This window comes from Mesobacillus boroniphilus (genome assembly GCF_018424685.1).
GTDB lineage: Bacteria > Bacillota > Bacilli > Bacillales > Cytobacillaceae > Mesobacillus > Mesobacillus boroniphilus_A.
The window spans coordinates 393,276-419,220 of sequence record NZ_QTKX01000002.1; the positions used below are offsets into that span (position 1 = coordinate 393,276).

At 44.0% G+C, this 25,945-nt stretch carries 25 protein-coding genes; 19 read left to right on the forward strand and 6 right to left on the reverse strand.

Features of this window, described 5'->3' with window-relative positions:
* Nucleotides 1–106: 106 nt before the first annotated feature.
* From DYI25_RS14875 to tagD, 16 genes are all read left to right on the forward strand, one after another.
* Nucleotides 107–1,141, forward strand: coding sequence for a LacI family DNA-binding transcriptional regulator (locus DYI25_RS14875; protein WP_213370251.1), 1,035 nt, complete (start codon nt 107–109; stop codon nt 1,139–1,141).
* Nucleotides 1,131–2,087, forward strand: coding sequence for a sugar kinase (locus DYI25_RS14880; RefSeq protein ID WP_213370253.1), 957 nt, complete (start codon nt 1,131–1,133; stop codon nt 2,085–2,087). The genes DYI25_RS14875 and DYI25_RS14880 overlap by 11 nt, the downstream gene beginning before the upstream one ends.
* 15 nt (nt 2,088–2,102) lie before the next feature.
* Nucleotides 2,103–2,648, forward strand: a complete 546-nt coding sequence (hxlB, locus tag DYI25_RS14885) for a 6-phospho-3-hexuloisomerase (protein ID WP_213370255.1) — start codon at nt 2,103–2,105, stop codon at nt 2,646–2,648.
* Nucleotides 2,649–2,660: 12 nt separating this feature from the next.
* Nucleotides 2,661–3,671, forward strand: a complete 1,011-nt coding sequence (allD, locus tag DYI25_RS14890) for an ureidoglycolate dehydrogenase (protein WP_213370257.1) — start codon at nt 2,661–2,663, stop codon at nt 3,669–3,671.
* Nucleotides 3,672–3,702: 31 nt separating this feature from the next.
* Nucleotides 3,703–4,707: a TRAP transporter substrate-binding protein gene (locus DYI25_RS14895; RefSeq protein ID WP_213370259.1), complete on the forward strand. Its 1,005-nt coding sequence runs from the start codon at nt 3,703–3,705 to the stop codon at nt 4,705–4,707.
* Between the two features lie 67 nt (nt 4,708–4,774).
* Nucleotides 4,775–5,266, forward strand: a complete 492-nt coding sequence (locus tag DYI25_RS14900; protein ID WP_213370261.1) for a TRAP transporter small permease — start codon at nt 4,775–4,777, stop codon at nt 5,264–5,266.
* Nucleotides 5,263–6,537, forward strand: coding sequence for a TRAP transporter large permease (locus DYI25_RS14905; protein WP_213371234.1), 1,275 nt, complete (start codon nt 5,263–5,265; stop codon nt 6,535–6,537). The genes DYI25_RS14900 and DYI25_RS14905 overlap by 4 nt, the downstream gene beginning before the upstream one ends.
* 11 nt (nt 6,538–6,548) lie before the next feature.
* Nucleotides 6,549–7,568 carry a zinc-binding alcohol dehydrogenase family protein gene (locus tag DYI25_RS14910; protein ID WP_213370263.1) on the forward strand — a complete coding sequence of 340 codons (1,020 nt, stop codon included), beginning with the start codon at nt 6,549–6,551 and terminating at the stop codon, nt 7,566–7,568.
* 10 nt (nt 7,569–7,578) lie between these two features.
* Entirely contained in the window at nt 7,579–8,214 is a 636-nt protein-coding gene (locus DYI25_RS14915) for a bifunctional 2-keto-4-hydroxyglutarate aldolase/2-keto-3-deoxy-6-phosphogluconate aldolase (RefSeq protein WP_213370265.1), read from the forward strand.
* Complete coding sequence (gene uxuA / locus DYI25_RS14920; RefSeq protein ID WP_213370267.1) at nt 8,211–9,272, forward strand: mannonate dehydratase; 1,062 nt, start codon at nt 8,211–8,213, stop codon at nt 9,270–9,272. Before DYI25_RS14915 ends, uxuA begins: the two co-directional genes overlap by 4 nt.
* A 10-nt stretch (nt 9,273–9,282) precedes the next feature.
* Nucleotides 9,283–10,119 (forward strand): SDR family oxidoreductase, encoded by an 837-nt coding sequence (locus DYI25_RS14925; RefSeq protein ID WP_213370269.1) that lies wholly within the window; start codon nt 9,283–9,285, stop codon nt 10,117–10,119.
* Nucleotides 10,120–10,190: 71 nt separating this feature from the next.
* Nucleotides 10,191–10,817, forward strand: a complete 627-nt coding sequence (gene hxlA, locus DYI25_RS14930; RefSeq protein ID WP_213370271.1) for a 3-hexulose-6-phosphate synthase — start codon at nt 10,191–10,193, stop codon at nt 10,815–10,817.
* Nucleotides 10,818–10,893: 76 nt separating this feature from the next.
* The gene (locus tag DYI25_RS14935) at nt 10,894–12,627 is read left to right on the forward strand and encodes a phospho-sugar mutase (RefSeq protein WP_213370273.1); all 1,734 of its coding nucleotides are present in this window, start codon (nt 10,894–10,896) and stop codon (nt 12,625–12,627) included.
* Nucleotides 12,628–13,516: 889 nt separating this feature from the next.
* Nucleotides 13,517–14,983, forward strand: coding sequence for an oligosaccharide flippase family protein (locus tag DYI25_RS14940; RefSeq protein ID WP_213370275.1), 1,467 nt, complete (start codon nt 13,517–13,519; stop codon nt 14,981–14,983).
* A 135-nt stretch (nt 14,984–15,118) separates the two neighbouring features.
* Nucleotides 15,119–16,387, forward strand: coding sequence for a CDP-glycerol glycerophosphotransferase family protein (locus DYI25_RS14945; protein WP_213370277.1), 1,269 nt, complete (start codon nt 15,119–15,121; stop codon nt 16,385–16,387).
* 14 nt (nt 16,388–16,401) lie between these two features.
* The gene (gene tagD, locus DYI25_RS14950; RefSeq protein WP_213370280.1) at nt 16,402–16,794 is read left to right on the forward strand and encodes a glycerol-3-phosphate cytidylyltransferase; all 393 of its coding nucleotides are present in this window, start codon (nt 16,402–16,404) and stop codon (nt 16,792–16,794) included.
* A gap of 87 nt (nt 16,795–16,881) precedes the next feature.
* Here tagD and DYI25_RS14955 read toward each other — a convergent pair whose 3' ends face one another.
* The 5 genes from DYI25_RS14955 to DYI25_RS14975 form a co-directional block, all read right to left on the reverse strand.
* Nucleotides 16,882–17,049 (reverse strand): hypothetical protein, encoded by a 168-nt coding sequence (locus DYI25_RS14955; RefSeq protein ID WP_213370282.1) that lies wholly within the window; start codon nt 17,047–17,049, stop codon nt 16,882–16,884.
* Nucleotides 17,050–17,318: 269 nt separating this feature from the next.
* Nucleotides 17,319–18,785: a CehA/McbA family metallohydrolase gene (locus DYI25_RS14960; protein ID WP_213370284.1), complete on the reverse strand. Its 1,467-nt coding sequence runs from the start codon at nt 18,783–18,785 to the stop codon at nt 17,319–17,321.
* Nucleotides 18,786–18,797: 12 nt separating this feature from the next.
* Nucleotides 18,798–20,093: an ABC transporter substrate-binding protein gene (locus DYI25_RS14965; protein ID WP_213370286.1), complete on the reverse strand. Its 1,296-nt coding sequence runs from the start codon at nt 20,091–20,093 to the stop codon at nt 18,798–18,800.
* A 21-nt stretch (nt 20,094–20,114) separates the two neighbouring features.
* Nucleotides 20,115–20,945 carry a carbohydrate ABC transporter permease gene (locus DYI25_RS14970; RefSeq protein WP_213371236.1) on the reverse strand — a complete coding sequence of 277 codons (831 nt, stop codon included), beginning with the start codon at nt 20,943–20,945 and terminating at the stop codon, nt 20,115–20,117.
* Nucleotides 20,946–20,971: 26 nt separating this feature from the next.
* Nucleotides 20,972–21,901 carry a carbohydrate ABC transporter permease gene (locus DYI25_RS14975; protein ID WP_213370288.1) on the reverse strand — a complete coding sequence of 310 codons (930 nt, stop codon included), beginning with the start codon at nt 21,899–21,901 and terminating at the stop codon, nt 20,972–20,974.
* Nucleotides 21,902–22,155: 254 nt separating this feature from the next.
* Here DYI25_RS14975 and DYI25_RS14980 point away from each other — a divergent pair, with 254 nt between their 5' ends.
* Nucleotides 22,156–22,428 carry an IDEAL domain-containing protein gene (locus tag DYI25_RS14980; protein WP_213370290.1) on the forward strand — a complete coding sequence of 91 codons (273 nt, stop codon included), beginning with the start codon at nt 22,156–22,158 and terminating at the stop codon, nt 22,426–22,428.
* Nucleotides 22,429–22,640: 212 nt separating this feature from the next.
* Here DYI25_RS14980 and DYI25_RS14985 read toward each other — a convergent pair whose 3' ends face one another.
* Entirely contained in the window at nt 22,641–23,132 is a 492-nt protein-coding gene (locus tag DYI25_RS14985) for a sigma-70 family RNA polymerase sigma factor (protein ID WP_213370292.1), read from the reverse strand.
* 639 nt (nt 23,133–23,771) lie between these two features.
* Between DYI25_RS14985 and DYI25_RS14990 the strand changes: the two genes are divergently transcribed.
* Nucleotides 23,772–24,320: a competence protein ComK gene (locus DYI25_RS14990; RefSeq protein ID WP_213370294.1), complete on the forward strand. Its 549-nt coding sequence runs from the start codon at nt 23,772–23,774 to the stop codon at nt 24,318–24,320.
* A gap of 226 nt (nt 24,321–24,546) precedes the next feature.
* A complete protein-coding gene (locus DYI25_RS14995) occupies nt 24,547–25,893 on the forward strand; it encodes a cell wall-binding protein (protein WP_249745509.1) in 1,347 nt (448 codons plus the stop codon).
* The last annotated feature ends 52 nt before the right edge of the window (nt 25,894–25,945 follow it).

Consider the following 25,945-nt stretch of genomic DNA (forward strand, 5'->3'; position numbering starts at 1 on the left):
GAAAAAACAATTGATTTTTGAAAGGGGTTTCATTTATACTGTCACTAAACCGGTTTACTAAATCGTTTTACTAAATCGGTTTAGAGGTTTTAAAGAAGGGATTCCTATGAAAAAAATAACCATGCAGGATGTTGCTGAAAAGGCGGGCGTTTCTAAAAGCACGGTTTCTCAGTACATAAATAATCGATATGAATTTATGGCGGAGTCGACAAGGATTCGTATTCAGGAAGCGATTCGCGAGCTTGGGTACATACCGAATTTTGTCGCGAAGAGCTTGAAGCAGAAAAAGTCATCGACCATTGGAGTCATCGTGGCGAATATCCTCCATACATTTTCGACGGAGATTATTCGGGCGATTGAGGATGCTTGTGAATTAAGCCAGTTTCATATGTTCGTCTGCAATGCAGATGATAACCCGGAAAAAGAGCGTGCTTATATTAACATGCTCTTAGCAAAGCAAGTGGATGGTCTAATTATTTTCCCGACTGCTGACAATATGTGTTTATACGAAGAGTTAAAGCGTTCAAATTTTCCGGTTGTATTCGTCGACAGGAAAGTGGAGCAGCCAATTTATCCGACCTTGATGCTGAACAATGAAAGGGCAGCAGAGATTGCGGTAAGGGAGCTCCTGAAAAAAGGCCACAATAAAATCGGTGCTGTATCAATGTCCATCACCCAGAAGGTTTCCCCGAGGGTGGAGCGTATTACCGGCTTCAAGAAAACGCTTGCTGAAAACGGTATTACTCCGAATGACAGCTGGATCACGACAGCAAATCCTAAAGAGATTGGCCCAGCACTTCAAGAGATTTGGGAGCAGGAAGACAGGCCGGAAGCATTTTTCGCTACAAACGATCTTTCCTTGATTGAATTGCTAAAGTTTTTAAGAAAAAAGAAGCTTCAAATCGGCGAAGATGTAAGCGTTATCGCGGTAGATGATTCCGATTTTCTCGAAATTGCCGCTACCCCGATTTCAGCGATAAAACAGCCAACCTTCCAAATTGGCAAGGATGCAGCTGAAACGTTGTTCAACCTTATCACAGAGGGGAAATTGGAAGATTCATATGATATTAGAAGGTACGACCCTGTATTGATAGAGCGGGAATCTGTACAAGTGTTGGGAGAGAAGAACAATGCCAGATAGATTTAAAGTCATGACGGTTGGAGACGCGATGATTACCTTCAATCCATCAGTGCAAGGTCCCCTGCGCTTTGTAGAAAGCTTTAACCGAAAGGTCGGCGGAGCTGAGCTGAACTTTGCTATTGGCTGTGCCCGTCTTGGGTTGGGGAGCAAGTGGATCAGCAGGCTCGGCAAGGATGAGTTCGGCAGGGTGATCTATAACTTCACTCGCGGAGAAGGTGTTGATGTCTCGGAAGTAAAGCTGGTGGAAGGCTATCCGACATCCTTGAATTTTAAAGAAATCAATGGTGACGGATCAGGTAAAACTTTTTATTACCGCTATCACTCACCAATTACGACCATGACACCAGAAAAAGTAAAAGATGAATGGTTTGAAGAAGTAGACTTGCTGCACCTGACGGGAGTGTTCATGGCAATTGATCCTAATAACCTTAAGGTTGTTAAAAAGATGATCGAGATTGCCAAGGACAAAGGAATCCCGGTCTCATTCGATCCGAATATCAGGCTGAAGCTTTGGACAATTGAAGAAGCGCGTAATGCTTACAACGAAATATTCCCTTATGTCGATATTCTCCTTACTGGCCTGGATGAAATCCGTCTGATCATTGGCAAGGATTCAGCAGAGGACCTTGGAAAGTTTGCGGATCAATATGGAATCCAAGACCTTGTGATTAAAGATGGAGCAAACGGCTCCCGGCTTTACCGGGAAGGGAATTGGGTTGAAGCACCTGGCTTCAGCGTGAATCCAATCGATACGGTAGGAGCGGGGGATGGTTTTGATGCCGGCTATGTATACGGATGGCTCAATGGTTTCACACCAGCGCAGCTTCTCAGGTTTGCAAATGGAGTCGGGGCCCTTGTCACCACGGTATCAGGTGATAATGAAGGTCTTCCTTACCTCGAAGAAGTAAGCGCTTTTATCAACAATGAATCCATCATTGAGCGCTGACAGTAGGAGGGCGCCATGAGTACAATCGGAACTGTTTTAGAAGAAATGCAGAATGTCTGCATGAAGGTGAATGCAGAAGAGTACGATTCCTTTGTTCAGCTTTTGAAAGCAGACAGGCGCTTCTTTTTCACAGGAGAAGGTCGTTCGGGATTTGTAGCCAAAGCTATCGCCATGAGGCTGATGCACAGCGGAAAGACGGTATATGTTGTAGGGGAAACGACAACTCCGGCGATTAAGGAGAAAGATATTTTAATAGTCCTTTCAGGCTCAGGCAAAACGGCTCAAGCGTTGAATATCTCCGAAAGCGCCCATCGCGCCGGAGCAACAGTATTCATGATCACGACAAATGAGGAAGCGCTCCAGCTGCCATTTATGTCAGGTGGGATGAGGATCCCGGCCGCAACGAAGTATCGCCTTGTGGGTGAACCGGAAACGATCCAGCCGCTTGGGAATCAGTTCGACCAGGCAGCTCATCTGGTCATGGACGCGGCAATCATTGATAGCCTGGCAGAAGGCAAAACGAACGAAGAATTGAGAAAGAAACATTCCAATCTGGAATAGGGGGGAGAAGGAGTGTCAACAGTAACCATTGCGCATCAAGAAGCGAAAGAGTTAGTTGTAAAAAAACTTACCGAAGCTGGACTGAACAAGGAGCATGCAGAGAAAGTAGCGGAAATCCTGGTCCACGCCGACCTGCGAAATGTTAACTCACACGGTGTTTTGCGCACAGAGCATTACGTGAACCGTTTGAACGCTGGAGGAATCAACCCAAACGCGAACATTCAATTCAATAAAACAGGACCTGTAACAGGCGTAGTCGATGGTGATGATGGTTTTGGCCATGTGATAGCCGATGTCGCGATGAAACAGGCAATCGAAATGGCGAAGGAAAATGGCATCGGCATGGTGACTGCGATTAACAGCAGCCACTGCGGCGCGCTGAGCTACTTTGTCCAGGAAGCTGCTGAGCAAAACCTGATTGGGATCGCGATGACCCACACGGATAAAATCGTCGTTCCGTTTGGAGGAAAGGAAGCGTTCCTCGGGACGAACCCAATCGCCTATGGAGTGCCTGCAAAAACAAGCAAGCCGTTCATTCTGGATATGGCCACTTCCAATGTAGCGCTGGGCAAAATCCTTCAATACAAGGAAGAAGGCAAGGAGATTCCTCCTGGCTGGGGTGTTGACGAGAATGGCGAAACCGTGACGGATCCTGGAAAGGTTGTAGCACTTCAAACATTTGGCGGTCCTAAAGGATATGGACTATCGATGATTGTGGATATCTTCTCTGGTTTGCTTGCAGGAGCAGCATTCGGTCCTCATATTACCAAGATGTACGGCGACCTGGATAAGAAGCGCAAGCTCGGCCATTACTTCTGCGCCATCAATCCAGCATTTTTCACAGATGCGGATGCATTCCTTGAAAACATGGACCAAATGATGGATGAAATTCGTCAGGCACCACCAGCACCTGGTTTTTCTCAAGTTTTCGTGCCTGGTGAGATCGAGCAGATGAATGAAGAAAGAAACCTTGAAAATGGGATTACCATTGCTTCTACTGTGTATCAATTTTTAAAAAAATAAATCATTAAGTACAAAGGGGAGGAAATTTTTCATGAAGAAAGCAAAGTTTTTATCAGGTATTTTGGCAGCATCACTTCTTTTAACTGCATGTGGCTCAGGGGATTCTGAAAAAGCAGGCGGCGAGAGCAAAGGGGAAGTAATCAAGTGGAAGTTTGGCCACCTTGCTGATGAGAATCACATCTGGCACAAAACTGCGCAAAAATTCGAGGAGCTTGTTGAGGAAAAAACAGACGGCAGCATCGATATCACAATCTATCCTAACAACTCACTTGGCGGGGAAACAGATACAATCAACGCTATCCAATCTGGAACTGCAGACATGGTAATCTCTGGTGAGACCCTGCAAAACTGGGCTCCTAAAGCGGCTTTAATGGCTGTTCCTTATGCATTCCGTGATTTGGATCATGTTAAGACAGTTGTCGAAGGTGAAATCGGTGAGGAAATTGAAGCAGAAATCACTGAAAAAGCTGGTTTGACACCTTTGTACTATCACACTCGCGCACCGCGTAACCTGACTTCTAACAAAGAAATCACATCTCCAGAAGATCTAAAAGGTTTCAGCATGCGTGTACCGAACGTTCCATTGTTCCTCAAGGTTTGGGAAGCTGCTGGCGCTAAGCCACAGGTAATGGATTTCAATGAAGTGTTTACTGGTCTTCAGCAAGGCGTAATTGATGGTCAGGAAAACCCGGTTGATTTGATCAAGAGCGCTGCATTCTATGAAGTTCAGGACTATGTAAACCGTACTGAGCACGTTTATTCTTGGATCTATATCCTAGTTGGTAACAAGCAGTTCGACGCATTGAATGATGAGCAGAAGGAAGCTGTTAAGGCAGCGGCTGCTGAAGCACAAGCATACGGTTCAGAGTTATATGACAAAGAAATCTCTCAAATCGAAAAAGACCTTGAAGAAGAAGGCATGAAGTTTGTCGATGTTGATCAGGATGCATTCCGTGAAGCAATGATTCCTGCAATCAAAGCAAACCTGAAGCCAGAACAGTTTGAACTATACGAAAAGATTCTTGAAACTAAGTAATCCTGATTAAGGCACTGTCCGGCCGCCATGGCCGGCTGTGCCTTTCCTTTAAGAAAGGAATGAAACTATGAAAATTCGTAAATGGCTGGATATGCTGCTGTCTATCTTAACTGTTGTCAGCTTTGCTGGAGTCATTACAGTCGTGACGATCCAAATCATGTCCAGATACCTTCCTTATAATGCAATCTGGACTGAAGAACTGACACGATACTTATTCATTTATGCCATTTGCTTTGGTGCTCCGCTTGCATTGATCCGTGGAGAATATATCAATGTCGACATGCTCATTTCGAGAATGTCTCATAATTTCAGACGTATTTACGAAATCGTGATTTACGTTGTGTTGATCGTGCTATTCGGCGTGATGATCAAGACAGGATATGATTTTACACTGGTCGGTACACAGACTTCAGCGACAATGCCGTTCAAAATGTCTGTCATCCATGCGGCAATCTTGATTATGTCAGTGCTTTTAGCGTTTTATTCTATTGTAAAAATCGTTAAGTTGATTCGTAACGAAGAAGACTTCAAGTCAGACATCGATGGAGGAGAGTTATAATGGCAGCCGTTTTATTCATTTCATTCATAGTGCTTATCTTTTTGGGCGTGCCGGTTGCTTTTAGCCTCGGTTTGTCTTCCTTGGTCTATTTGTTCCTGGCAGATATTCCTCTAACCATCATTCCTCAAAAAATGTTTGCCGGACTAAATTCCTTTGTTTTGCTTTGTATTCCAGGATTTATCCTTGCGGGTAACCTGATGAACGCCGGCGGGATCACTGACCGGATTATCAAGTTCGCGAATAACCTCTTCGGACATATCCGTGGCGGATTGGGTTTGGCGAATGTTGGCTCTTCTATGGGCTTTGCGGGGATTTCCGGAACTGCACTGGCGGATACGGCCAGTATTGGTGCCATCCTGATACCAGCAATGAAAAAGGAAGGCTATGGAGCCGGGTTTTCGGCGGCAGTCACTGCTTCTTCATCCACAGTGGGCCCAATCATCCCTCCGTCCCTGCCGATGATTATTGTAGGTACATTAGCTTCTGTATCTATTGGAGATTTATTTTTAGCAGGCGCTCTTCCCGGGCTAATGCTTGGAATCGGATTGATGATTCCTACTTACATCATTTCAGTTAAGCGGAACTACCCAAAAGGCGAAAGAAAATCCTTAAAAGTCATTTTTGAAAGTTTCATGGGTTCGTTCTGGGCACTATTCATGACAATCATCATTTTATGGGGTATTCTGGGCGGTTATTTCACGCCGACAGAAGCTTCCATTATAGCGGTAATCTACGCTCTTGTAATCGGAATTTTTGTTTATAAAGAATTGCCGATCAAAAAGATTCCGGGCATCATGCTATCCTCCATGACAACGACAGCATCGATCATGCTTTTGGTAGGGTTTGCTAACCTGTTTGGATGGATCATGGTCAGTGAACAGATTCCACAGTTGGTCGCAGACGCGATTTTAGGAATCTCTGAAAATCCAATCGTCGTAATCTTGTTAATTAACCTGCTGCTATTGTTCGTAGGTACGTTCATGGAAACGATTGCTGCGCTTGTTATTTTGTTCCCTGTATTAATGCCGGTCGCTGCACAGGTTGGAATGGATCCAGTCCAATTCGGCGTCATGATGGTTCTTAACCTGGTCATTGGCCTGGTTACACCGCCAGTAGGTGTGTGCCTGTTTGTGGCCTCCCAGATCGGTAAGGTGCCGATCGGAAAGGCAGCAAGGGAACTTGTACCATTCATCGGAGTCAGCCTGGTTGTCTTGATGCTGGTAGCGTTTGTTCCCCAAGTATCACTTTATTTACCAAGTTTATTTGAATAGGTGGTTTTAAAATGAAGGCAGTCCAAATTCCTCAAGCAATGGAACTCGTAATTCAAGATTTAGAACAGCCCGCTATTAAGAATCCGGAAGATGTTCTTGTAAAAGTAAAGCGCGTTGGTATTTGCGGATCCGATATGCATATCTACCATGGCACGAATCCGCTTGCCACTTATCCGCGAATCCCTGGCCATGAAGTTGCCGGGGAAGTGGTTGAAGTGGGCTCTGCTGTTCAAAATGTAAAACCGGGAGACCATGTGGTTGTCGAACCGATTCGCTACTGCGGCGAGTGCTACGCCTGCCGCAAAGGCCGGCCGAATGTGTGCAAGTCATTGTCCGTTTTTGGTGTCCACGAGGATGGCGGAATGCGAGAATCCTTCGTGCTGCCTGAAAAGCAGCTTCATGTAGTCGATCCATCCCTTGATTGGGATGAAGCCGTTTTAGCCGAGCCATTCACGATTGGTGCACAAGCTGTTTGGCGCGGCGGTGTTGAAGAAGGAGATACAGTATTGATTCAGGGCTCGGGCCCGATTGGAATCTGTATTTTAAAAATGGCAAAGCTGCAGGGTGCAAAGGTTATCATGACGGATCTAGAAGAAGAGAGATTGGCATTCGCGAAGGAAAATGGAGCGGATGAAGTCATCAATGCTCGTGAAGTATCTGTTGAAGAAAAGGTGTTGGAGCTTACGGATGGTGAAGGACCGAATGTAGTAATTGACGCTGTTTGTCTGCCATCGACTGTTGAATTGGGAGTAAGCGTCGTTTCTCCAGCAGGAACAGTTGTAGTGCTCGGTTTTGATGAGCGCCCATCACAGATTCCTCAGCTGCCGATCACAAAAAAGGAAGTTACGATTGTCGGCTCTCGTCTGCAGACGAATCAGTTTGGCAAGGTCGTCTCTTTACTTAATGAAAGAAAACTGAAGGGAAATGGTTTTATCACCCACCAGTTCCCGCTTGAGCAGGTAAAGGAAGCTTTTACATTTGTCGAAAAGAATCCGGGTGAAGTCCGGAAAGCAGTTATTGTTTTTGATTAGGGGCGATTTGATGAACTTAAAAATAGAAACATTAAAGCAATTGTCTGATTCCAAGGTAGTCGCTGTCGTACGCGGCGGTACGGCAGAAGAGGCCATTCAAATTTCGGAAGCGGCCATAGAAGGCGGCTTCAGGGCCATTGAATTAACATATACAACACCGGATGTTGCCAGGGTGTTCCAGACGCTGGCAGGAACCGATGCAGTTTTAGGCGCAGGAACAGTCCTGGACCCGGAAACAGCGCGCCACGCCATTTTAAGCGGGGCGAAGTTCGTGGTCAGCCCGAATTTTAACAAGGAAATCGCTGTCTTATGCAATCGTTACTCCGTTGCTTATTTGCCAGGCTGCATGACAATTACAGAAATTGTTACGGCGATTGAAAGCGGCTGTGACATCGTTAAGCTGTTCCCGGCAAACCGTTTTGACCCATCGTTCATCGGCGCGGTCAACGGTCCCCTGCCACAGGTGCGGGTTATGCCGACAGGCGGAGTCAACCTTGATAATGTCAACGATTGGCTAGGCGCTGGCGCAGTCGCGGCTGGAATTGGCAGTGACCTGAACAAGGCGTACCGTTCAGCTGGAAAAGAAGGAGTCACAGAGCTCTGCCATAAGTATATCAAAGCAGTAACAGGAGGGAACGCATCATGAATATAACGTTTCGCTGGTATGGACGCGATAATGATACTGTCACGCTCGATCATGTAAAACAAATTCCCGGCGTAAAAGGCATTGTATGGGCTTTGCACCAAAAGCCGGTCGGGGAAGTGTGGGAAAAAGAAGAAGTCAAGGCGGAAATGGATTATATTCAATCATATGGCTTTCATGGCGATGTGGTTGAAAGTGTGAATATCCATGAAGCGATTAAACTTGGAAATGAGGACCGTGACCGCTACATCGAAAAATACAAGCAAACAATCAGGAATCTGGGAGAAGTCGGCGTCAAGGTCATCTGCTACAATTTTATGCCGATTTTTGACTGGACACGTACCGATATGTTCAAGGCACTTCCGGATGGATCGACTGCTTTATTTTTCGAAAAAGATAAAGTGGTAAATCTTGATCCGCAGGAATTGATTGAAACTGTCGCTTCCGCTTCGGATTTGACGCTGCCAGGCTGGGAGCCGGAAAAAATGGGCCGAATCAAGGAATTGTTTGCGGCGTATGAAAGTGTAACAGAGGAAGACCTCTGGGAAAACCTTGGCTATTTCCTGAATGAAATTTTGCCGGTTGCCGAAGAGGCCGGAATCAAAATGGCTATCCATCCGGATGATCCACCATGGACGATTTTCGGACTTCCGCGCATCATGACTGGCAGAGAGAGTCTGGAGAAACTTCTATCAATCTCTGAATCTCCATCCAATGGAATTACCTTCTGTACAGGATCACTCGGGGCAAGCCCTAAAAATGATATGGTGGCACTTGCTGCTGAGTTTGCGCATAAGTCACCATTTGCGCACATTCGTAACGTGAAAATCTTTGAGAATGGCGATTTTATCGAGACTTCACATTTAACATCCGATGGTTCAATCAATATCAAAGGGGTAGTAAAAGAGCTATCTGATATCCAGTACGATGGATATGTTCGTCCGGACCACGGCAGACACCTTTGGGGTGAGGTCTGCAGGCCGGGATATGGTCTATACGACAGGGCGCTTGGCATCATGTACCTTCACGGGCTGTGGGATGCATACCAGGCTTCAAAATAGGAGGGATACGATGTTTCCAATCCATGAAAACTTAAAAGGAAAAACTGCGGTTATTACCGGAGGAAGCGGAGTGCTTTGCTCCGAGATGGCACGTGAGCTGTCAAGACACGGCGTCAATGTAGCTATTTTGAACCGCACTGTGGAAAAAGGGGAAGCAATCGCAGGTGAAATCAACTCAGCCGGAGGTTCAGCGATTGCTGTTGCTGCAGATGTGCTGAACCAGGATTCTCTTGAAGCAGCCAAAGCTACGGTTATCGAGGCATTTGGACGCGTGGATATCTTAATCAATGGAGCAGGTGGAAATCATCCTGACGCGATTACAGCAGTGGAGACATATGAAGAAGATTCAACTGAGAAGTCCTTTTTCGATATGGATGCACGCGGATTCTCTAAGGTGTTTGACACGAACTTCATCGGAACCTTTTTAACGTGCCAGGTGTTTGGCAAGGAGTTGCTTAAACAGGATGCTCCTGTCATCATCAATGTATCATCGATGAGCGCCTATTCACCGATGACGAAGGTTCCGGCATACAGTGCGGCCAAATCGGCCATCAACAACTTCACAATGTGGATGGCTGTCCATTTCGCTGAAACTGGCATGCGTGTCAATGCGATTGCGCCAGGATTCTTCCTGACATCGCAAAACCGCAATCTGCTGCTGAAAGAAGACGGAACGCATACAGACCGTTCCAAGAAAATCATCGCCCATACACCAATGAAGCGATTCGGACAGCCGAAGGACTTGTTAGGTGCACTTCTCTGGCTTACTGATGAAGAATATTCAGGGTTTGTAACTGGAGTAACCGTGCCCGTGGATGGCGGGTTTATGGCTTATTCTGGAGTTTGATAGAGGTTTTTTGCAGCATCCACAGAACACTGTTCTGTGGGTGTTTGTTTTTTAAAGAGGAGGGAACGACGATGAAAATTCAGCTTGCATTAGACCGGCTAACTAGGGAAGAGTGTTTTTCTATTTTAGAAGAGACGTCAGATTATATTGATTGGATTGAGATAGGAACGGGTGTCATCAAGGAATATGGGATGGGAATAGTTCGTGAAATTAGCGAAGCCTATCTGCAAAAAACGGTAGTAGCCGATATGAAAACATGTGACGCAGGCCGGCATGAAGCGAAGCAGGCCTTTGAAGCAGGAGCCGATATTATTACGGTAATGGCTTTCGCGCATAATAATACTGTAGCAGAAACACTTGAGGCCGCCCGGCAGTATGGTAAGAGAATTATGGTAGATTTACTGGGTGTTACCGACGTGATGAGGGTCAAGGAGCTTTACGGACTGGGAGTTGACTTGTTTTGCCTCCATGTAGGAAAGGACATGCAGCAGGAAGGCGCTCTCGCTGATTCCTCTCTGTACCGTCTGATAGAGGGTCTCGAAAATATTGAAGTGGCTATTGCTGGCGGCATATCCGATAAAACCATCAGCGCATTGAAAAATAGTATAGTGGACATCGCCATTGTCGGAAGTGCGATCACAGGCAACAGCCAGCCAGGCAAAGCGAGCAGAGTAATAAGAGAGTTTTCAAAAGTATAGGGTGCCTCCTATCTAGCTGCTTTCAGAATTGCATGTATTGCCTTATAATATTTTTGAATTGAAAGGAGTGTTATCAATGGAGTGGAAGCACAAAGCTGAAAGATGGCTTGGTTTTGCTGAATTGGATAAGGAACTTAAAGCTGAGCTGGAAGCAATCCGTCATGATGAAAAAGAACTTGAAGAAGCGTTTTATAAAGATCTCGAATTTGGTACGGGTGGAATGCGTGGGGAAATTGGCGCCGGGACAAACCGGATGAATTTATATACGGTCCGTAAGGCGTCTGCCGGGCTGGCTGCTTATTTAGAAGAAAACGGTGATGAAGCGAAGCGCCGCGGGGTGGCGATCGCATACGATTCCCGGCATAAGTCTCCTGAGTTTGCAATGGAGGCAGCCAGGACGCTGGCGACAAAAGGCATTCAAACATATGTATTTGAGGAACTAAGGCCGACACCTGAATTATCATTTGCAGTTCGCTACCTTCACGCTTACGCAGGGATTGTCGTCACGGCGAGCCATAATCCGCCAGAATATAACGGGTATAAGGTGTACGGGCATGATGGCGGCCAGCTTCCGCCTGAGAGTGCGGATAGGGTCATCGCAAAGGTAAATGACATCGAGAATGAGTTAATGATCGAGGTTAAAGACGAACAGGAATTGCGAAATCAAGGATTGATTAAAATGATTGGATCAGAAGTCGACAGTGCCTATCTGGAAAAGCTGATGACAATATCTGAGAACCCTGATCTAGCGGAGGAAGCGGATGTAAAGGTCGTTTTCACACCGTTGCATGGGACAGCGAACAAGCCAGTACGCAATATTCTAGATAAGCTGGGCTATAAAAATGTGCTGGTCGTAAAGGAGCAGGAGCTTCCAGACCCTGAATTTTCTACGGTAAAAAGCCCAAACCCTGAGGAGCACGCTGCATTTGAGCTGGCTATCAAAGAAGGAAAGGGAATCGATGCCGATCTATTGATTGCAACAGATCCCGACGCAGACAGATTAGGGATTGCGGTTAAGGATGAGCAAGGCGAATATGTAGTTTTAACAGGCAATCAAACGGGCGCCTTGCTGCTTCATTATATTTTGAGCCAAAAGAAAGAAAAAGGAACCTTGCCTGAACATGGAGTCGTACTGAAAACTATTGTCACCTCTGAGCTTGGCCGGACGATTGCAAAAGCGTTTGGGGTGGAAACAATCGATGTGCTGACAGGGTTCAAGTTCATAGCCGAAAAAATCGGTGAGTATGAACGTTCAGGCGGATACAAATTCCTTTTCGGCTATGAAGAAAGCTATGGCTATATGGTTGGTGACTTTACCCGTGATAAGGATGCTGTCCAGGCTGCGATGCTGGCTGTTGAGGTATGTACATATTATAAGAAGAAAGGGATGTCGCTTCACGAAGCTTTGAATTCCATCTTCGAAGAATATGGATTTTATCAGGAAGGTCTCCAATCCTTGACATTGAAAGGAAAAGAAGGGGCTGAACAGATCAGGAAAACTCTTGATGACTTCCGCGCGAATCCGCTAAATAATCTTGGGGAATGGAAAGTGACGGTTGTTGAGGATTATCTGAAGGGGATAAGAACGGAGGGAAGCCAGGAAGAAAGGATTGAGCTCCCTGCCTCTAATGTCATCAAATATTACCTTGAGGATGGAACATGGCTTTGCCTGCGTCCTTCCGGTACAGAGCCGAAAATAAAATTTTACTTTGGAGTAAGTGGAAAAAGCTTATCCGAAAGCAAACACAAGCTACAACAGGTTGAACAACTTTTTATGCAGCTGGTCAAGGAAAAGATGGGCGTACAATAAAAATAGGGGGATGATCTTGTGCTTCCATGAAGCAGAGATCATCCCTTTTGGTGCCTGGACAAATAGACCTAAAACCAAAATCAACAACATCGCAAACAAGAACTTCTTCAACCGTAAATCCTCCAATTAAAATTATAAAAGGCTGTTTTCGTAAAGAATGTTGTTAAAATCCTAAAGCCGATTTTAACGTAATATTTACGCCATTTTGTAGTTCGGTATTAAGTTTGCAGGCTCTTTTCTCATAACAAGATTCTATTTGAGAAGATAAATAGTTCATTCACTCCTATTTTGTAGTCGATAGCAACAAAGTTTGAGAAAAGAGCCTTATAAAAAACCGGAAATTATGTTTCTCACCCCATAAATCATACTTTAGTAATAGCATTTTATGTTTCAATTTGCTAATCACTCAGGAATCTTTTAGTAAGGCTGTTTTCGCATTAAAACGGCTTGGCCGCATACCCATCTGCTTCGGGGCTCTTTTCTTGCTGATTCTTAACCGGCATAGCCATAATACTCGTAATAATCCAGTAATCTTTCCTTTTGATTGAGAAAGCAGCAAAGTAACGAAAAAACCTTTGGTGACGAAGAAAATGTAATGAATTTGTTATCAGCTTTTAATAGCAAATTGCTATATTTATAAAGACTGGATAATCTAGATGAAAATGATGTTCCTATCTTTTTTTTAGGGTCAATGCAGGTGCTGAAATTGGGAGTATTGTCTTGCGTGTGGCTTCTAGTATAGCCAGCGTGATTGTGGTAATATGGGGATAGTCCATACTCGGCGATTTATGTAATAGCAGGGAGTGTACTGCTGGGAATCGGGTAAGGCTTTTTTTGATTGTATTATTATATTGAAGCAATGTTTCATCGGAAGGATGGAGAATTTTTTTTGGAGTCTAAAAGTAAGAACAAGTTTTTTAAGGGAACTTTTTATGTATTCATTATAAAAATGCTTGGAGCTGGCCTGGCGTTCTTGACACAGGTGGTCATCAGCAAGGCGATTGGGATCGAGGATTATGGTTCTCTGAGCCTGTTTTTATCGATTGCCAATATCATGATGGTGCTTCCGCTGATCGGGATGGATACAGGGATCATCCGGAGTGTTGCGGCGGCGGATGAGAAAAGCCATAAAAAATGGTTCCTTACTATAACCATGAAGATTGCCACACTGCTATTGGCACTAATCCTGGCAATCGTATTTGTCACGAGGAATGCATTATTTGAGGCGTTCAATCTGGATGTCGAACTTAGCCTTTATTTAATGCTTTATGTCATCTTCATTGCCTATTCAAAGATCATGGACGGTTTTTTGCAGGGGGAGCACAAGACAGTTGTTGCGAACATTTTCAACCCGCTGTTAAATAACCTGTTGAAAATCACTGTTCTGGCTGCTGTTTACACGGCCACACGCGACTTGCTCACTACCGTGATCGTATTGCTGGCGGTAGAAATGGTTCTTGTCATTGCCCGTTTCATATACCTGGCAAAAGGATATATGAAAGTGGACCCAGAGCCTAAGGGGGACGTCAAGGGTTATGTGAAATACTCCTTGCCGTTGTTTTTTGTGGCTTCCATTTCGATTTTGCTGCTGTCCCTGGATAAATTCATCCTGAGTTATCTTATGGGCAACTTTGAGGTCGGCATACTAAAGATATTCGAGAACTACGCAGCTATCCTGGCGTTGTTTGTTACGCCATTTGTGACGCTATGGCCAATCATGTCAGAATATTATCGCAAAGATAAAATGGACGAGCTTAAGGACTTATTCAAGCAGTCGACTCTTGTCATTGCGGCGCTGATCATGCCTGCATGGATCACGCTGACAGTCAGTACGGAAGAGATGCTGGGCATTTTCGGTGTTGATGCGTCGGAGATCGGGAACATCCGCTTGATCATGTTCCTGTTCTTCCTCGGAACGGTCTATGACGCCATCATTGGTCCTGCCGGGGCGCTATTAAGCATGACCAAGTACTCAAAAATAAATCTTTACAATAATATTGCTTTGTTTGTGATCAACATTGTACTTAGTTTTATTTTGATTTCGCAGATCGGGCTGCTTGGAGCAGCGATTTCGTTCTCTGCTTCAAAGATTTTTATCAATACGCTGAATGTTTATCAGAACAAGAGGCTGTTTAACTTGTTCCCATATGGCAAAATGCATTTCCTGCTGATTGCCGCCGGTATACCTGTCTATTATATCGGCTCATGGGCGAAGAGCTTTATCGATGCGGGAAGCATTATCACCATTGGAACAATAGGAATTCTCTCATACATTCTATATTTGAGCTTTTTCATAGCCTTGAACAAGGAAAGCGCGAAAAAGCTGCTGATCCAAATCAAAAAAAGGAAGGGTTAGCCTTCGATTTATATTGCGTTTAAATTATTTCTTGGCATAAACTAAGTAAATAGCCATTGGCGATTTATGCAGTGGCTTCAAGGGTATAAATATAATATTATTGCTCTAAAAATATTTTCTTTGGAAGAGGAGCTCATGATGAACAAACAATCTGTAAAAGAAACAGCCAAAAAGCTGCTTCTTTTGATTATAAATTTCTTCATTTTAATTATTTCATTCTTGATTCCAAAAACAGATAAGATTGTTCTTGTCGGCGGCTGGTATGGCAAGAGGTTCGCTGACAACTCGAAGCACTTCTTTCTTTATGCTCATGAAAATAAGGAAGAGCTGGGCCTAGAGAAGGTAGTATGGGTTACGAGAAGTGATGAAATCAAAAATGAATTGAGCAGTCAGGGTTTTAATGTGTATAAGTCCTGGTCGATTCCATCTGTCTGGTACCATTTCCGGGCAGGTATCCATCTGGTGGATCAGGCCTTCAGCGATATTAATCCCTGGTTTTCGATCAGAAGCAAAAAAATTAATCTATGGCACGGCTTTCCTCTGAAGAAGATTGGAGCATACGCAGATGGTTCTTACAAAACAAATATTCAAAAGCCAGAAACAGTATGGGATAAATTAGATAGTATTTTAACTAGGGGAAATTGGGGTAAACATTATGTATTGGCAACATCTGATTTCTCGGCAAAAATCCTTGCTGAGGCCTTCAACAGGCCAGTCGAGAGTATGATTGTATCGGGTTACCCAAGAAATTACGAACCCTTGATTGAAAATCCGGTCAAATACATTCCGAATCATGAAAAGGATTATTTGAATAAGGTAGTAGAAGCCAAAAAGCAAGGTGATAAAATCATCGGCTATTTCCCGACTTTCAGGGACAAACGTGAAACATTGATCTTTGGAACGAGCGACAGCAGTGAAATCCAGGAAATCATGGACTATTTCAATGAATCAAATATCAAAGTGATCGGCAAGTTCCATTTTGCCGGAAAAGATGACAAATTTTCTGATTTACATAATCATGAAGCTTTCATTAACTTGCCATCTGATGCTGATGTCTATACGTTTTTAAGCGAAATTGATGTGTTGATGACAGATTATTCGTCGATTTACTTTGACTATCTATTATGGGACCGGCCAATCATCTTTTTCCCTTATGACCTGGCGTATTACCGGGATGAGGATAGGGGACTTATTTTTGACTACGACGAGTTCACGCCTGGACCTAAGGCCTTCAATATCGAGCAGTTAAAGCAGCTGCTATCGAATGGTGTAGATGAATTAAACAAAAGCTATCAGAGAGATTATGGAGAATCATCGGACGAGCTTAAAAGAAAGATTTTCGGCGATCATCCGGGGAAGACGGATATCCGCCATTTAATCGAGCAAATAAAAAATCTTGCCTAAGAGGGAGAATAGACATGAGAAAGGTAATCACATACGGAACATTCGACCTGATTCATTATGGACATATCAATTTGTTAAAAAGAGCGAAAGAACAAGGTGACTATCTGATCGTTGCCCTTTCAACCAATGAATTTAATGAATTAAAAGGGAAGAAGTGCTACTTCCCGTATGAAGAGCGAAAGAAACTTGTAGAAGCAATTCGCTATGTGGATCTGGTCATCCCCGAAAACAGCTGGGACCAGAAAATTGAGGATGTAAAAGAGTTCAAGGTTGATGTCTTCGTCATGGGTGATGACTGGAAAGGTAAGTTCGATTTCCTCAAGGATTATTGCGAGGTCATTTACCTGGGCAGGACTCCTGAAATCTCAACGACTAAGATCAAACAGGAATTGGGCCACAAAGGCTGATACAGACGGAAAAAGCGTGATTCCCTGGAATCACGCTTTTTTCTGACAAAATGGCTTTTCAGTAGATCATTTTCACCCCGGCTTATGTTAACCTTCCTCTTCCTCTTCTATCAAGCAAGTGACGGCATATGTTGCAAAAGCAGAGAATCCTAAAATAAGAGAAAGAAGAAACATCGTGCCTTCTGGAAATATTTTAGATAATAGGAAACTGAAAAAAATAATGATCCAGCAAACGATAATGACCTTTTCTTTCATGGGTCTCTCCTTTACTGCCTAATTGGCTCTTAGCGAAAGGTGCGATACCTTCGTCAGTTCTTTATTATGCTTTTGCAGAGGATAATATGAATGATCTCCTATATTATCCAGTAGCATTAAAAGATAATATCATACAATAATTAGTGAAATCAGTTATGAAATCCTTCTTCTGGAAGTTTGTTTTCGTTTGCGGCAAACAAAAAAGCAGTGTGTTTCTTTATAGAAATCACACTGCTTTTATTGTTGTTTTATGGAGTAATCGTTCCTTTTTACACATTGAACCTTGAAGCTGTCATCAATTCTCCCCAGGTTGCAATGGAAGGGTTTTTTTCGCCGGAATATACAGGGTTTGCAAATGCCAGTAGCTTCCCGTCCTGGTCCCGGATTTCAAAGCGCAGCCAGTTCCACTCGTCTTTACTCCATGAAAAAGCTTCACTTATTTTTCCGCCAGCCGCAACTTTCTTTTCCGTACCGTTAAGGATCCAGCGGATATAAGCACCTTCCGGAATTCCGCTGCCAGTTATTTCATAAGTGAAGTCGATGGTGTCCTGAGTACCATAATCGGATAAGTCGCTGCCAGGCAGGGCGGTTAAACTATCCACCTTCACATGGCATTCGAGCACAAGCCCACGGGATACATAGACGCTGCCCTTTCTGACACCAGATAGAATCGAGTCCGCAGAGAGTCCATCCGCGAAAACATAGGTGGCTGGGTCGCCGATGACTGAAGGTGGACCTTGCTTTTCGTAGCTTTCATCTGGACGCAAATGGGAATCTGATCCGCCAATACCATAAATGCGGTGCCCGTCATTCCATAAGGTATCCCATAAGGTCAATGCTTTCTCGGTCGCCTTTGGGTTGTCTTTATAGGTCGGGTCATTCCAGATTTCGATGACATCCACGGCAGAAAGGAGAGTCTCTTTAAATTGCCATTCCCATGGCTTCAACATAGGGTGATTGATGCTGACGATCGCGCCAGCTTCTTTTGTCTCGGCCAGGATCCGATTCATTCCTGCCTCTGTCTCCATGCCGCCGTCTTCACAGGTTGGACGCCAATCGATCCATTTTGTCAACCCGAGGGCATTGAAGTGGCCCTTTGAAGAGGTGATTTCAACACCAGGGATCGTAAGCATATCGTCTTTCAGCCATTTAGTTGGAAGGATGTTATGGTCAGTAGCCGCGAAATAGTCCAGTCCCATTTTTTTCGCCTGATCCATGCCTTCCGCCGGCTTCATTTTTCCATCGGATTCTGTTGTATGTGTATGGAAATCTCCTTTGTACCAGCGCTGTTCCGTCTTTAGCACTTTTGAACGGTCGTATAGGTTCAAAAACGTTCCAGATCCATCACTTCCGTCCGTCCAGGCTTCATACTCATCCAGAATGCTGATGGCATTACTCTGGCCGCATTCAAAGGAAAAATTATACGCAGGCGCTGCTTTATAAGTTGCCGCAAGAATCTCTAGTTTCCATTCGCCTTCTAAAATACGGCCGGGAACAGAAGAGAAGCTTGTTTCCATTGGATTGGATGATATCAGGATTTCCTTTGGCTCGTTAATATATAGGGACTGTACGCGGAGCTGTTTGCCAGGGTCCCATATAAACAGTGAATACCAGCCTTTTTTCGTGAAAGAAACTGAAAGCTTCATCCAATCATAGTCTGAATCTAAATAGAATGATGTAGAAGAAAACGGCGCATCCACTACGCCGTTCCCAACTCCGATTAAGGATGTTTTCATATGTTCCTCCTGTTATTTTAAAATCTTGTCCAGTTCTCTCTGTGCTTCCTTTTTCGCTTCCTTCAGTGCTTCCTCAGCTGATTTTCCTTCGATTTCTACTTTATCGGCAGCTTTGTCCAAAGCATCATAAATCTTTCCGCCTGTTGGATCAACGAAAGGTGGAGTGGCAATCTCAGCCTGCTGCAATGGAACAGTTATTTGCGGATTCGTTTCAGCGAATTCCTTGTATGCTGACACATCCTTCGCAGACTTCCTTACAGGAATGTAGCCTGTGTTGATCGACCACTCAGCTGTTTTTTCAGCACTTGTGAAAAACTTCAGCCATTTGAATGCTGCTTTTTGTTGTTCTTCGCTTGCCATGGCAGGAATTGCCGCTACCATTGCACCTGCATGCGGTGCAGCGTCATGTCCATCCCAGCCAGGCTGTGGATGTGCAGAAACTAGGTTGAAATCAAGATCGCCCTGGTCACCGCTTGATCCGGTATATCCAGCTGCTTTACCTTGCATAACATCGTCAATGGTTTTATACCAATACTCCCAGCCCTGGCCTCCGTGGTGAATGGACATTGTTTCGTCTTCATGGATTGCTTTACGGAAGAACTCCCATGCCTCGATCCACTCAGGAGAATCGATCATGACTTCCTTGCCGTCTTCGCTCAAATACTGGCCGCCATTGCTCAATGCAGCATCAATCAGATTATCGGCACCATACATAGGCTCCCAGCCAAAGATTCCTTCTTTTTCTTTGATTTGTTTTGCTGCTTCAGCAAGAGACTCCCAAGTATTCAAAACATCTGGTGAGATCCCGTGCTTTTCAAAGATATCCTTGCGGTAATACATTACCTGTGTTGTGCCGTAAAGCGGAAGGGCATATTGTTTTCCATCAATAGTACCTTGTCCATAAAATGCTTCGACAAAGTCTTCTGTGTTAAAATCTTCATCGTTTTCGATAAATGAATCCATCGGAGCCAGTGTGCCTTTTTTCGCGAAGGCGTTCATTGGATCATTTTGCAGAAGGACTGCTCCAGGTACTTTCTTTGCGGCTACTGCAGCCTGGAATTTCTGGACGGTCTCATCGTACGCACCCTGAGCGACACCAATGACTTTTACCTCATCCTGGCTTTCGTTGAATTCCTTGATTGCGTTTTCGACACCTTCCCCGAGCTTGCCGCCCAGGCCATACCAAAATTCGATTTCTACTTTTCCGTCAGTGGATTTTGAACTAGTGTTGCTGCTGGAGCAGCCGGCCAGCAATGAGAAGAGCATGGCCAAAATGGTTAACATGATAATTGATGTTTTCTTTTTCATTCGAATAGCTCCTTTAATGTTTTATCCTTTTAAACCTTGATCACTGATACCTGAGATGAACCATTTTTGGGCGAAAGCGAACAGCAGCAGCAACGGTATGACCGCAAATGAACTGGCTGCCATGATGAGTGGCCACTGGATGCCATATGCGCCTTCTTGTATGAAAAACTGACGCAGCCCTGTTGTGACCAGCTGTTTTTCTTCGCTGTTCAAAATTAGGGTCGGCCAAAGATAACTATTGTAGTTTTGCACAAAGCTGATCAGGACGAAGGTTAAAAATGTTGGTTTGGATAGTGGGTAGATGACTTTCCATAAAATCCGCCAATGGCTGGCTCCGTCCATTTTGGCGGCTTCGACCAGCTCCTTCGGTATTTGCATGAATGCCTGACGGAACAAGAATATCCCCAGGACACTGACCGCATTTGAAAAAATCAAACCTTTGTGCGTATCGAGCAGATTCCAGTCGGCAAGAATGACGTAGCTTGGTACATATGTCGCTGCAGCAGGTAGCATGTAAGTAAGCATGACGATTGCAAACAGAAGATTTTTCCCCTTGAACCTGAAGTGTGTAAAAGCATAGGCAATCAAAGCTGAATTCACGACCTGTATCGCAACGATGGCGATGGCTGTATACGCACTGTTGAAGATATACTGTCCGAAGGGGGCAAGCTGCCATGCGTCTATAAAGTTATGCCACATAGGGGTCTCCGGCCAAAGTGTAGGTGGAAACTGGAAGATCTCTTCCTTTGTTTTAAGTGCGCTCACAACCATCCACAGGAATGGGAAAATCATGACAAAGCTAAAAAGCAGCAAGAAGAAATGTTTAGTTGTATACGTGAATAATTGCTTCATTTTCACTTCGCATCAAATCCTTTTATTTATTCGTAGTGGACCCATTTCCGTGAAAACATGAACTGCAGCAGGGAAAGGGATGCAGTCAGGATCACCAAAACTGTAGCGACGGCAGTGGCTTGTCCCATGTTGAACTGTTCGAATGCAGATTGATAGTACATGTACAGTATCGTTCTTGTGCTGCCGGCAGGTCCGCCCTGGGTCAATACCTGGATTTGGTCATATGCCTGTAGTGCGTCGACTGCTGTGATGATCACTAGGAACAGTGTTGTCGGTGAAATCAGCGGCAGAGTTACATTCAGGAACTTCTGCCACGAAGAGGCGCCATCAAGTGCTGCAGCTTCATAAAGGGATTCCGGTACTTTTTTTAGTGCATTCAAATAAAAAATCATGCACCAGCCAAGTCCTTTCCAAATGGTGACGATGATGACAGCAGGCATAGCCCAGGTGGTGCTGCTCGTCCATTCAAGTGCGGGAAGGTTGACTGCAGTGAGGAGCCAGTTGGCAAGCCCGATCTGTGGTTCGTAAATCCAGGACCAGACTATCGAAACAGCAACTGCCGGAGTGACCCAAGGCGAGAAAATCAGAGTACGGTAAAAGCCCATGCCCTTCTGTTTCTTGACAACCAGCATGGCAAGCAGCAGTCCGCCAAAAACAGAGGGCACCACCACTCCGACGCTAAAATACAGCGTATTCCAGAGAACACCATAAAATAGGGGGTTTGTCATTAAGTCAGCATAATTCGAGAAACCCACAAAATTGTATTCTGTGCTCATATAATCCCAATCTGTAAAACTTATGTACAGAGAATAAAGCATAGGATAAATCCAGAATATGGTAAGAGGCGTGAGAGCGGGCAATATAAATAGCCACAGGGTGAGAGGGAACTTTATCCGTCTTCTCGCACCTTTCTCCTTGGTGATGATGGCCCTGATTTCAGTTACAAGGGTATTCATAACAATCACTCCAATTATTGAATCATCAATGGGTAAAATAGTTCATAAATTGAACGTTCAATTTTTGAATGTAAATAAATAGTATCAGCTATCCAATTTTTTGTAAACGAAAATTAGAAAATTTAGATAGAAAATGTCGAAGTTTGTTAGAAATGGAGTTTGAGAGATTTACAATCAATCTCTTTGCTACGTTATTTTTTTAGAAATTTGGGTAAATAGTAACTAACATAACCCAAAGAAGGCAGGGATCAGTTATGAGTAATGACAAGAAGCCAAATTATTATAAAAAGGACATGGACGCAAACGTGAATCTGTATCTTGATGCAATTAATGAATTTGATAATACTGATGCCATCCTGAACAGGGCAACAACAAGATACACGGAGCCTGCGGAGAAAATCATTGAAAAAGTCCAAAAGGAATTTCTTGAGAAAAGACGCAAGTCAGAAATTGACCAGGCCCTCGCAAATAGGGATGAGGAACGATTCATGTTATTGACATCGAAAAACTGGAAGGATGCATTTTAATTGACAAAAGATATTAAAGTGAAAGCCTAAAAGCCTGAAACCGAGTCGTACTCGCTGGTTTCAGGCTTTTTGTGGTTTAAGGTTCCGTTTTTTTATATTGATTATTGCTCTTCGTATAATCTGGCATCTGCCTGCTTCACGGAACTAACCATGCTGGCTTGAGACCACACTTGCAACCGGGTGAGATGGCAACGAGATTTTTGGCATGCGCCCTAGTCCATGATTGTGAGCAGGTCATGTTGCAATTTTTCTTTCGCTCCTTTTCGCCACTGTTTGACGGCTGATAGGGAGACGTTTTCTTTTTGGGCGATTTCCCGGACGGAGAGAAATTCCAGGCAGGTATACAGTACCCATTTTGTTTCTTTTTCGGTAAGCCCCTGGCAATAGCTAAGCAGGAATTCAGTTTCTAACGGAGCGACTGGGCTCTGATCCACTACTGTTTCCCAGAATTCTTCTTTTGGGTGAACACTCCTTTCAATATGCCTGTTGCTCCTTTCCATCTCCTGGAGAATCCTGCCTCTAATGAATGAATACGCATAATTGCTGAAATCTCCTTTTGCTGGATCGAATGAAAGTGTAGCTTCCCATAGGCTGACAAAACCAACATGAAGAAAGTCCTCTTTGTTTTTGTAAATATGAAGAGAACGGATGATTTTATGAATCATCGGTTCATATTGACTGGCTAGCTGTTCAAAGCTTTCCATCTGCGAACCCTTTCAAGGAGCGCGCGTTCCAAAGTATTCCCGGGTACCTTTACCATACTGCCAAATGACGGATTAGAGCCAATTCACAAAAATCAATTTTCAGGGATGGAAATGCCATTTTTAGTGTGTTTTTAGCTTTAAATTTCATTTTTGTCGAGGTAGTTTCCTTTTTCAAAGGAAAGGAGTAAGAAAACAATAAAATTTGTGAACGTTTTGAGGCAAACTCAGAAAAAAATTTATATTGAATGTTACCACTATATAGGTCTAAATAACTAGTTGCAAAAAACTCAAAAAGGTTGTTTCTTCATTAAAAAACCCCATAGTTTCTAAAGAGAAATTTAATATTATAGTAAAAAAGTGAAAATTTAGCAATATTTATGAGCTGAAGCGAATAGTAAAAGAAAAATGTTTTCTGAAAATACAGATTTACTTTTAATTAGGTAGATTACTATAATATACCTGTAGGGGTTATGTTTAATTCCTAAATGCTGATGCCGAGGTGATGTGTATAGAATGGAAGAAACACAAAAAAGCCCCCGGGAAAAATAGTCTGGCCGACCATTCCCGAGGACATGCTGTTGGGTATACCAACTATGTTAGTATACCCTTTTTGATGAATAAATCAATAGGAGTGGGAAATTGAAGACTTTACAAGAATACTTAATTAATGAAAAAACGGTTCTGTTAACCGGCGAGTATGACGATTTTGGAAAGCTGTGCACCAGGGTCATTGAAGGCAGTGACACCTTCCTGGTAGCCTTGAAACCGATGCAAGTAATCAATAATACGCTTCAGCTGCTAGGGTCTAATTTTCATAGTGTTCGTGAAACTTCGAAGCAAATCCTGGGCGATGTCCATATGTGCCCAATCAAGGTAAATTGCAACTTGGGAATCTGGCTGTTTCCAACCAAGTCCCATAATAATGAATTTTGTGTATGGTTCTCACTTATGCATGTAAAAAAGACTAAACCGCTTGGGATCAGAAGGACTGAAGTATATTTAAGCTATCATCATACCTTTATAATTGAAATGAAGGAGTCATCCTTTAACCATAAACGACAGAAAGCCGAAGACTTGAGGGAGGCCATGCTGAAAAACACACAGAGTCCGCTCACTTTTTACCTGGAGCCTAGAAAAGGATTCTGTATATGTGAAGATGAAGGCCGGAACCCTTATAAAATTAAATAGATAAAATCATGCGCCTGTTCCTGCCTCGTCATTGCCCAGGGAGCAGGCTTTTTTATTAGAGACACAATGTCAAGTGTCAAAAGGATGGGTGCGAGCCAGGATTGGAGACTTACAATATAATGTCGAACCTTCCCCATTTTTGGTGACTAGTTACCCATTCTTTTTATGCTCTCTTAAATTAAAATAAAAAAAAAGAGGCTAATAGAATGGAGGGAAAGATGGCTTGATGGAAAGATTGAGTGGATGGCTGCTTGCGGGAATTCTAATGATAGCTGTTGGTTCATTTGTGCCGGAAGCTGCTGCAGCAAGTGATGGCTGGGTGGAAAAGGGTGGCCAGCACTATTATTATGTAGATAATGAGCCGGTAAAAGGCTGGTATTTGACAGGTGGAGCCTGGTATTATTTTGATCTCGAATCGGGTGCGAGGCTGACAGGCTGGCTTGAAGAAAATGGGACATGGTTTTACTTAAAAAGCAATGGTGCAATGCACACAGGTTGGCTGTCCTATGGCGGGAAATGGTATTTCCTGCAGAAAAATGGAGCAATGAAGACTGGCTGGCTCTATGTATCTTCTAAATGGTATTACCTGATGGATGATGGCTCCATGAAAACGGGCTGGCTAAGAGAAAATAATAGCTGGTATTTTTTGAAGAGCGATGGTGCAATGCAGGCCGGCTGGCTGGATCAGGCAGGCAAAAGGTACTTCCTTGAAAACAATGGTGCGATGAAGACGGGCTGGCTGCTCTATTTGAATAAATGGTATTACTTCAATGGTACAGGTGCGATGCAGAAAGGCTGGCTGAAAGAAAGCGGAGAATGGTACTATCTTGATTCGAATGGCGTCATGAAGACAGGCTGGCTTTTGTATAATAACCAGTGGTATTACTTGAATCGCAGCGGAAAGATGGAGACGGGCTGGGTATGGTTTGGGCAAGAGTGGAATTATTTCACCAAGAACGGCATCTGGGTAAAGAACACCGTTGTGGATGAGATGGAGACAATTTGGGAGCATGACCAGCTGATTCTCGTTACCGCAGCCAACTATGACAGCAATAAAGCGAAAATCAGGACATTTGAAAAGGTAGATGGCAAATGGTACGAAAGGTTGAATGTCTCAGGTTATTTAGGAAAGTATGGATTTGCTGATGTGATGAGGGAAGGCGGCAAGGAATCCCCGAGAGGCAAATATTCAATTGGAACAGCCTTTGGACGATTCGTGAATCCTGGCACAAAGCTTCCATACCGCAAAATCACGAGTGATGACGTCTGGGTCGATGATTCAGCATCCCCGCTGTATAACACATGGCAAAAAGCATCCGCCAATAATGGCCAGTGGAACAGTGCGGAAAAAATGGACATACCATTATATAACTATGGATTTGTAATTAATTACAATACAGAAAAACGAGTACCCGGCGCCGGTTCAGCAATCTTCTTCCATGTAGGAGATAATTACACCCTGGGCTGCACGGCAACACCACAAAATTACGTGCTTTCCATCCTCAGATGGCTCGATCCGGCAAAGAACCCGGTCATCATACAGGCACCAGAGGGTGAATTAGGAGAGTACTAGATTTTAACCTGTTAAAAAGCTGATTTCCAATGGGAAATCAGCTTTTTTATTC

Coding starts and splice junctions, on each gene's coding strand:
- DYI25_RS14965 (WP_213370286.1), bottom strand. CDS start 20,093: ATGAAAAAGAAAACATCAATTATCATGTTAACCATTTTGGCCATGCTC.
- DYI25_RS14970 (WP_213371236.1), bottom strand. CDS start 20,945: ATGAAGCAATTATTCACGTATACAACTAAACATTTCTTCTTGCTGCTT.
- DYI25_RS14915 (WP_213370265.1), top strand. CDS start 7,579: ATGAACTTAAAAATAGAAACATTAAAGCAATTGTCTGATTCCAAGGTA.
- hxlA (WP_213370271.1), top strand. CDS start 10,191: ATGAAAATTCAGCTTGCATTAGACCGGCTAACTAGGGAAGAGTGTTTT.
- DYI25_RS14875 (WP_213370251.1), top strand. CDS start 107: ATGAAAAAAATAACCATGCAGGATGTTGCTGAAAAGGCGGGCGTTTCT.
- DYI25_RS14900 (WP_213370261.1), top strand. CDS start 4,775: ATGAAAATTCGTAAATGGCTGGATATGCTGCTGTCTATCTTAACTGTT.
- DYI25_RS14945 (WP_213370277.1), top strand. CDS start 15,119: ATGATGAACAAACAATCTGTAAAAGAAACAGCCAAAAAGCTGCTTCTT.
- DYI25_RS14935 (WP_213370273.1), top strand. CDS start 10,894: ATGGAGTGGAAGCACAAAGCTGAAAGATGGCTTGGTTTTGCTGAATTG.
- DYI25_RS14910 (WP_213370263.1), top strand. CDS start 6,549: ATGAAGGCAGTCCAAATTCCTCAAGCAATGGAACTCGTAATTCAAGAT.
- DYI25_RS14960 (WP_213370284.1), bottom strand. CDS start 18,785: ATGAAAACATCCTTAATCGGAGTTGGGAACGGCGTAGTGGATGCGCCG.
- hxlB (WP_213370255.1), top strand. CDS start 2,103: ATGAGTACAATCGGAACTGTTTTAGAAGAAATGCAGAATGTCTGCATG.
- DYI25_RS14980 (WP_213370290.1), top strand. CDS start 22,156: ATGAGTAATGACAAGAAGCCAAATTATTATAAAAAGGACATGGACGCA.
- uxuA (WP_213370267.1), top strand. CDS start 8,211: ATGAATATAACGTTTCGCTGGTATGGACGCGATAATGATACTGTCACG.
- tagD (WP_213370280.1), top strand. CDS start 16,402: ATGAGAAAGGTAATCACATACGGAACATTCGACCTGATTCATTATGGA.
- DYI25_RS14880 (WP_213370253.1), top strand. CDS start 1,131: ATGCCAGATAGATTTAAAGTCATGACGGTTGGAGACGCGATGATTACC.
- DYI25_RS14995 (WP_249745509.1), top strand. CDS start 24,547: ATGGAAAGATTGAGTGGATGGCTGCTTGCGGGAATTCTAATGATAGCT.
- DYI25_RS14985 (WP_213370292.1), bottom strand. CDS start 23,132: ATGGAAAGCTTTGAACAGCTAGCCAGTCAATATGAACCGATGATTCAT.
- DYI25_RS14925 (WP_213370269.1), top strand. CDS start 9,283: ATGTTTCCAATCCATGAAAACTTAAAAGGAAAAACTGCGGTTATTACC.
- DYI25_RS14975 (WP_213370288.1), bottom strand. CDS start 21,901: ATGAATACCCTTGTAACTGAAATCAGGGCCATCATCACCAAGGAGAAA.
- DYI25_RS14895 (WP_213370259.1), top strand. CDS start 3,703: ATGAAGAAAGCAAAGTTTTTATCAGGTATTTTGGCAGCATCACTTCTT.
- DYI25_RS14955 (WP_213370282.1), bottom strand. CDS start 17,049: ATGAAAGAAAAGGTCATTATCGTTTGCTGGATCATTATTTTTTTCAGT.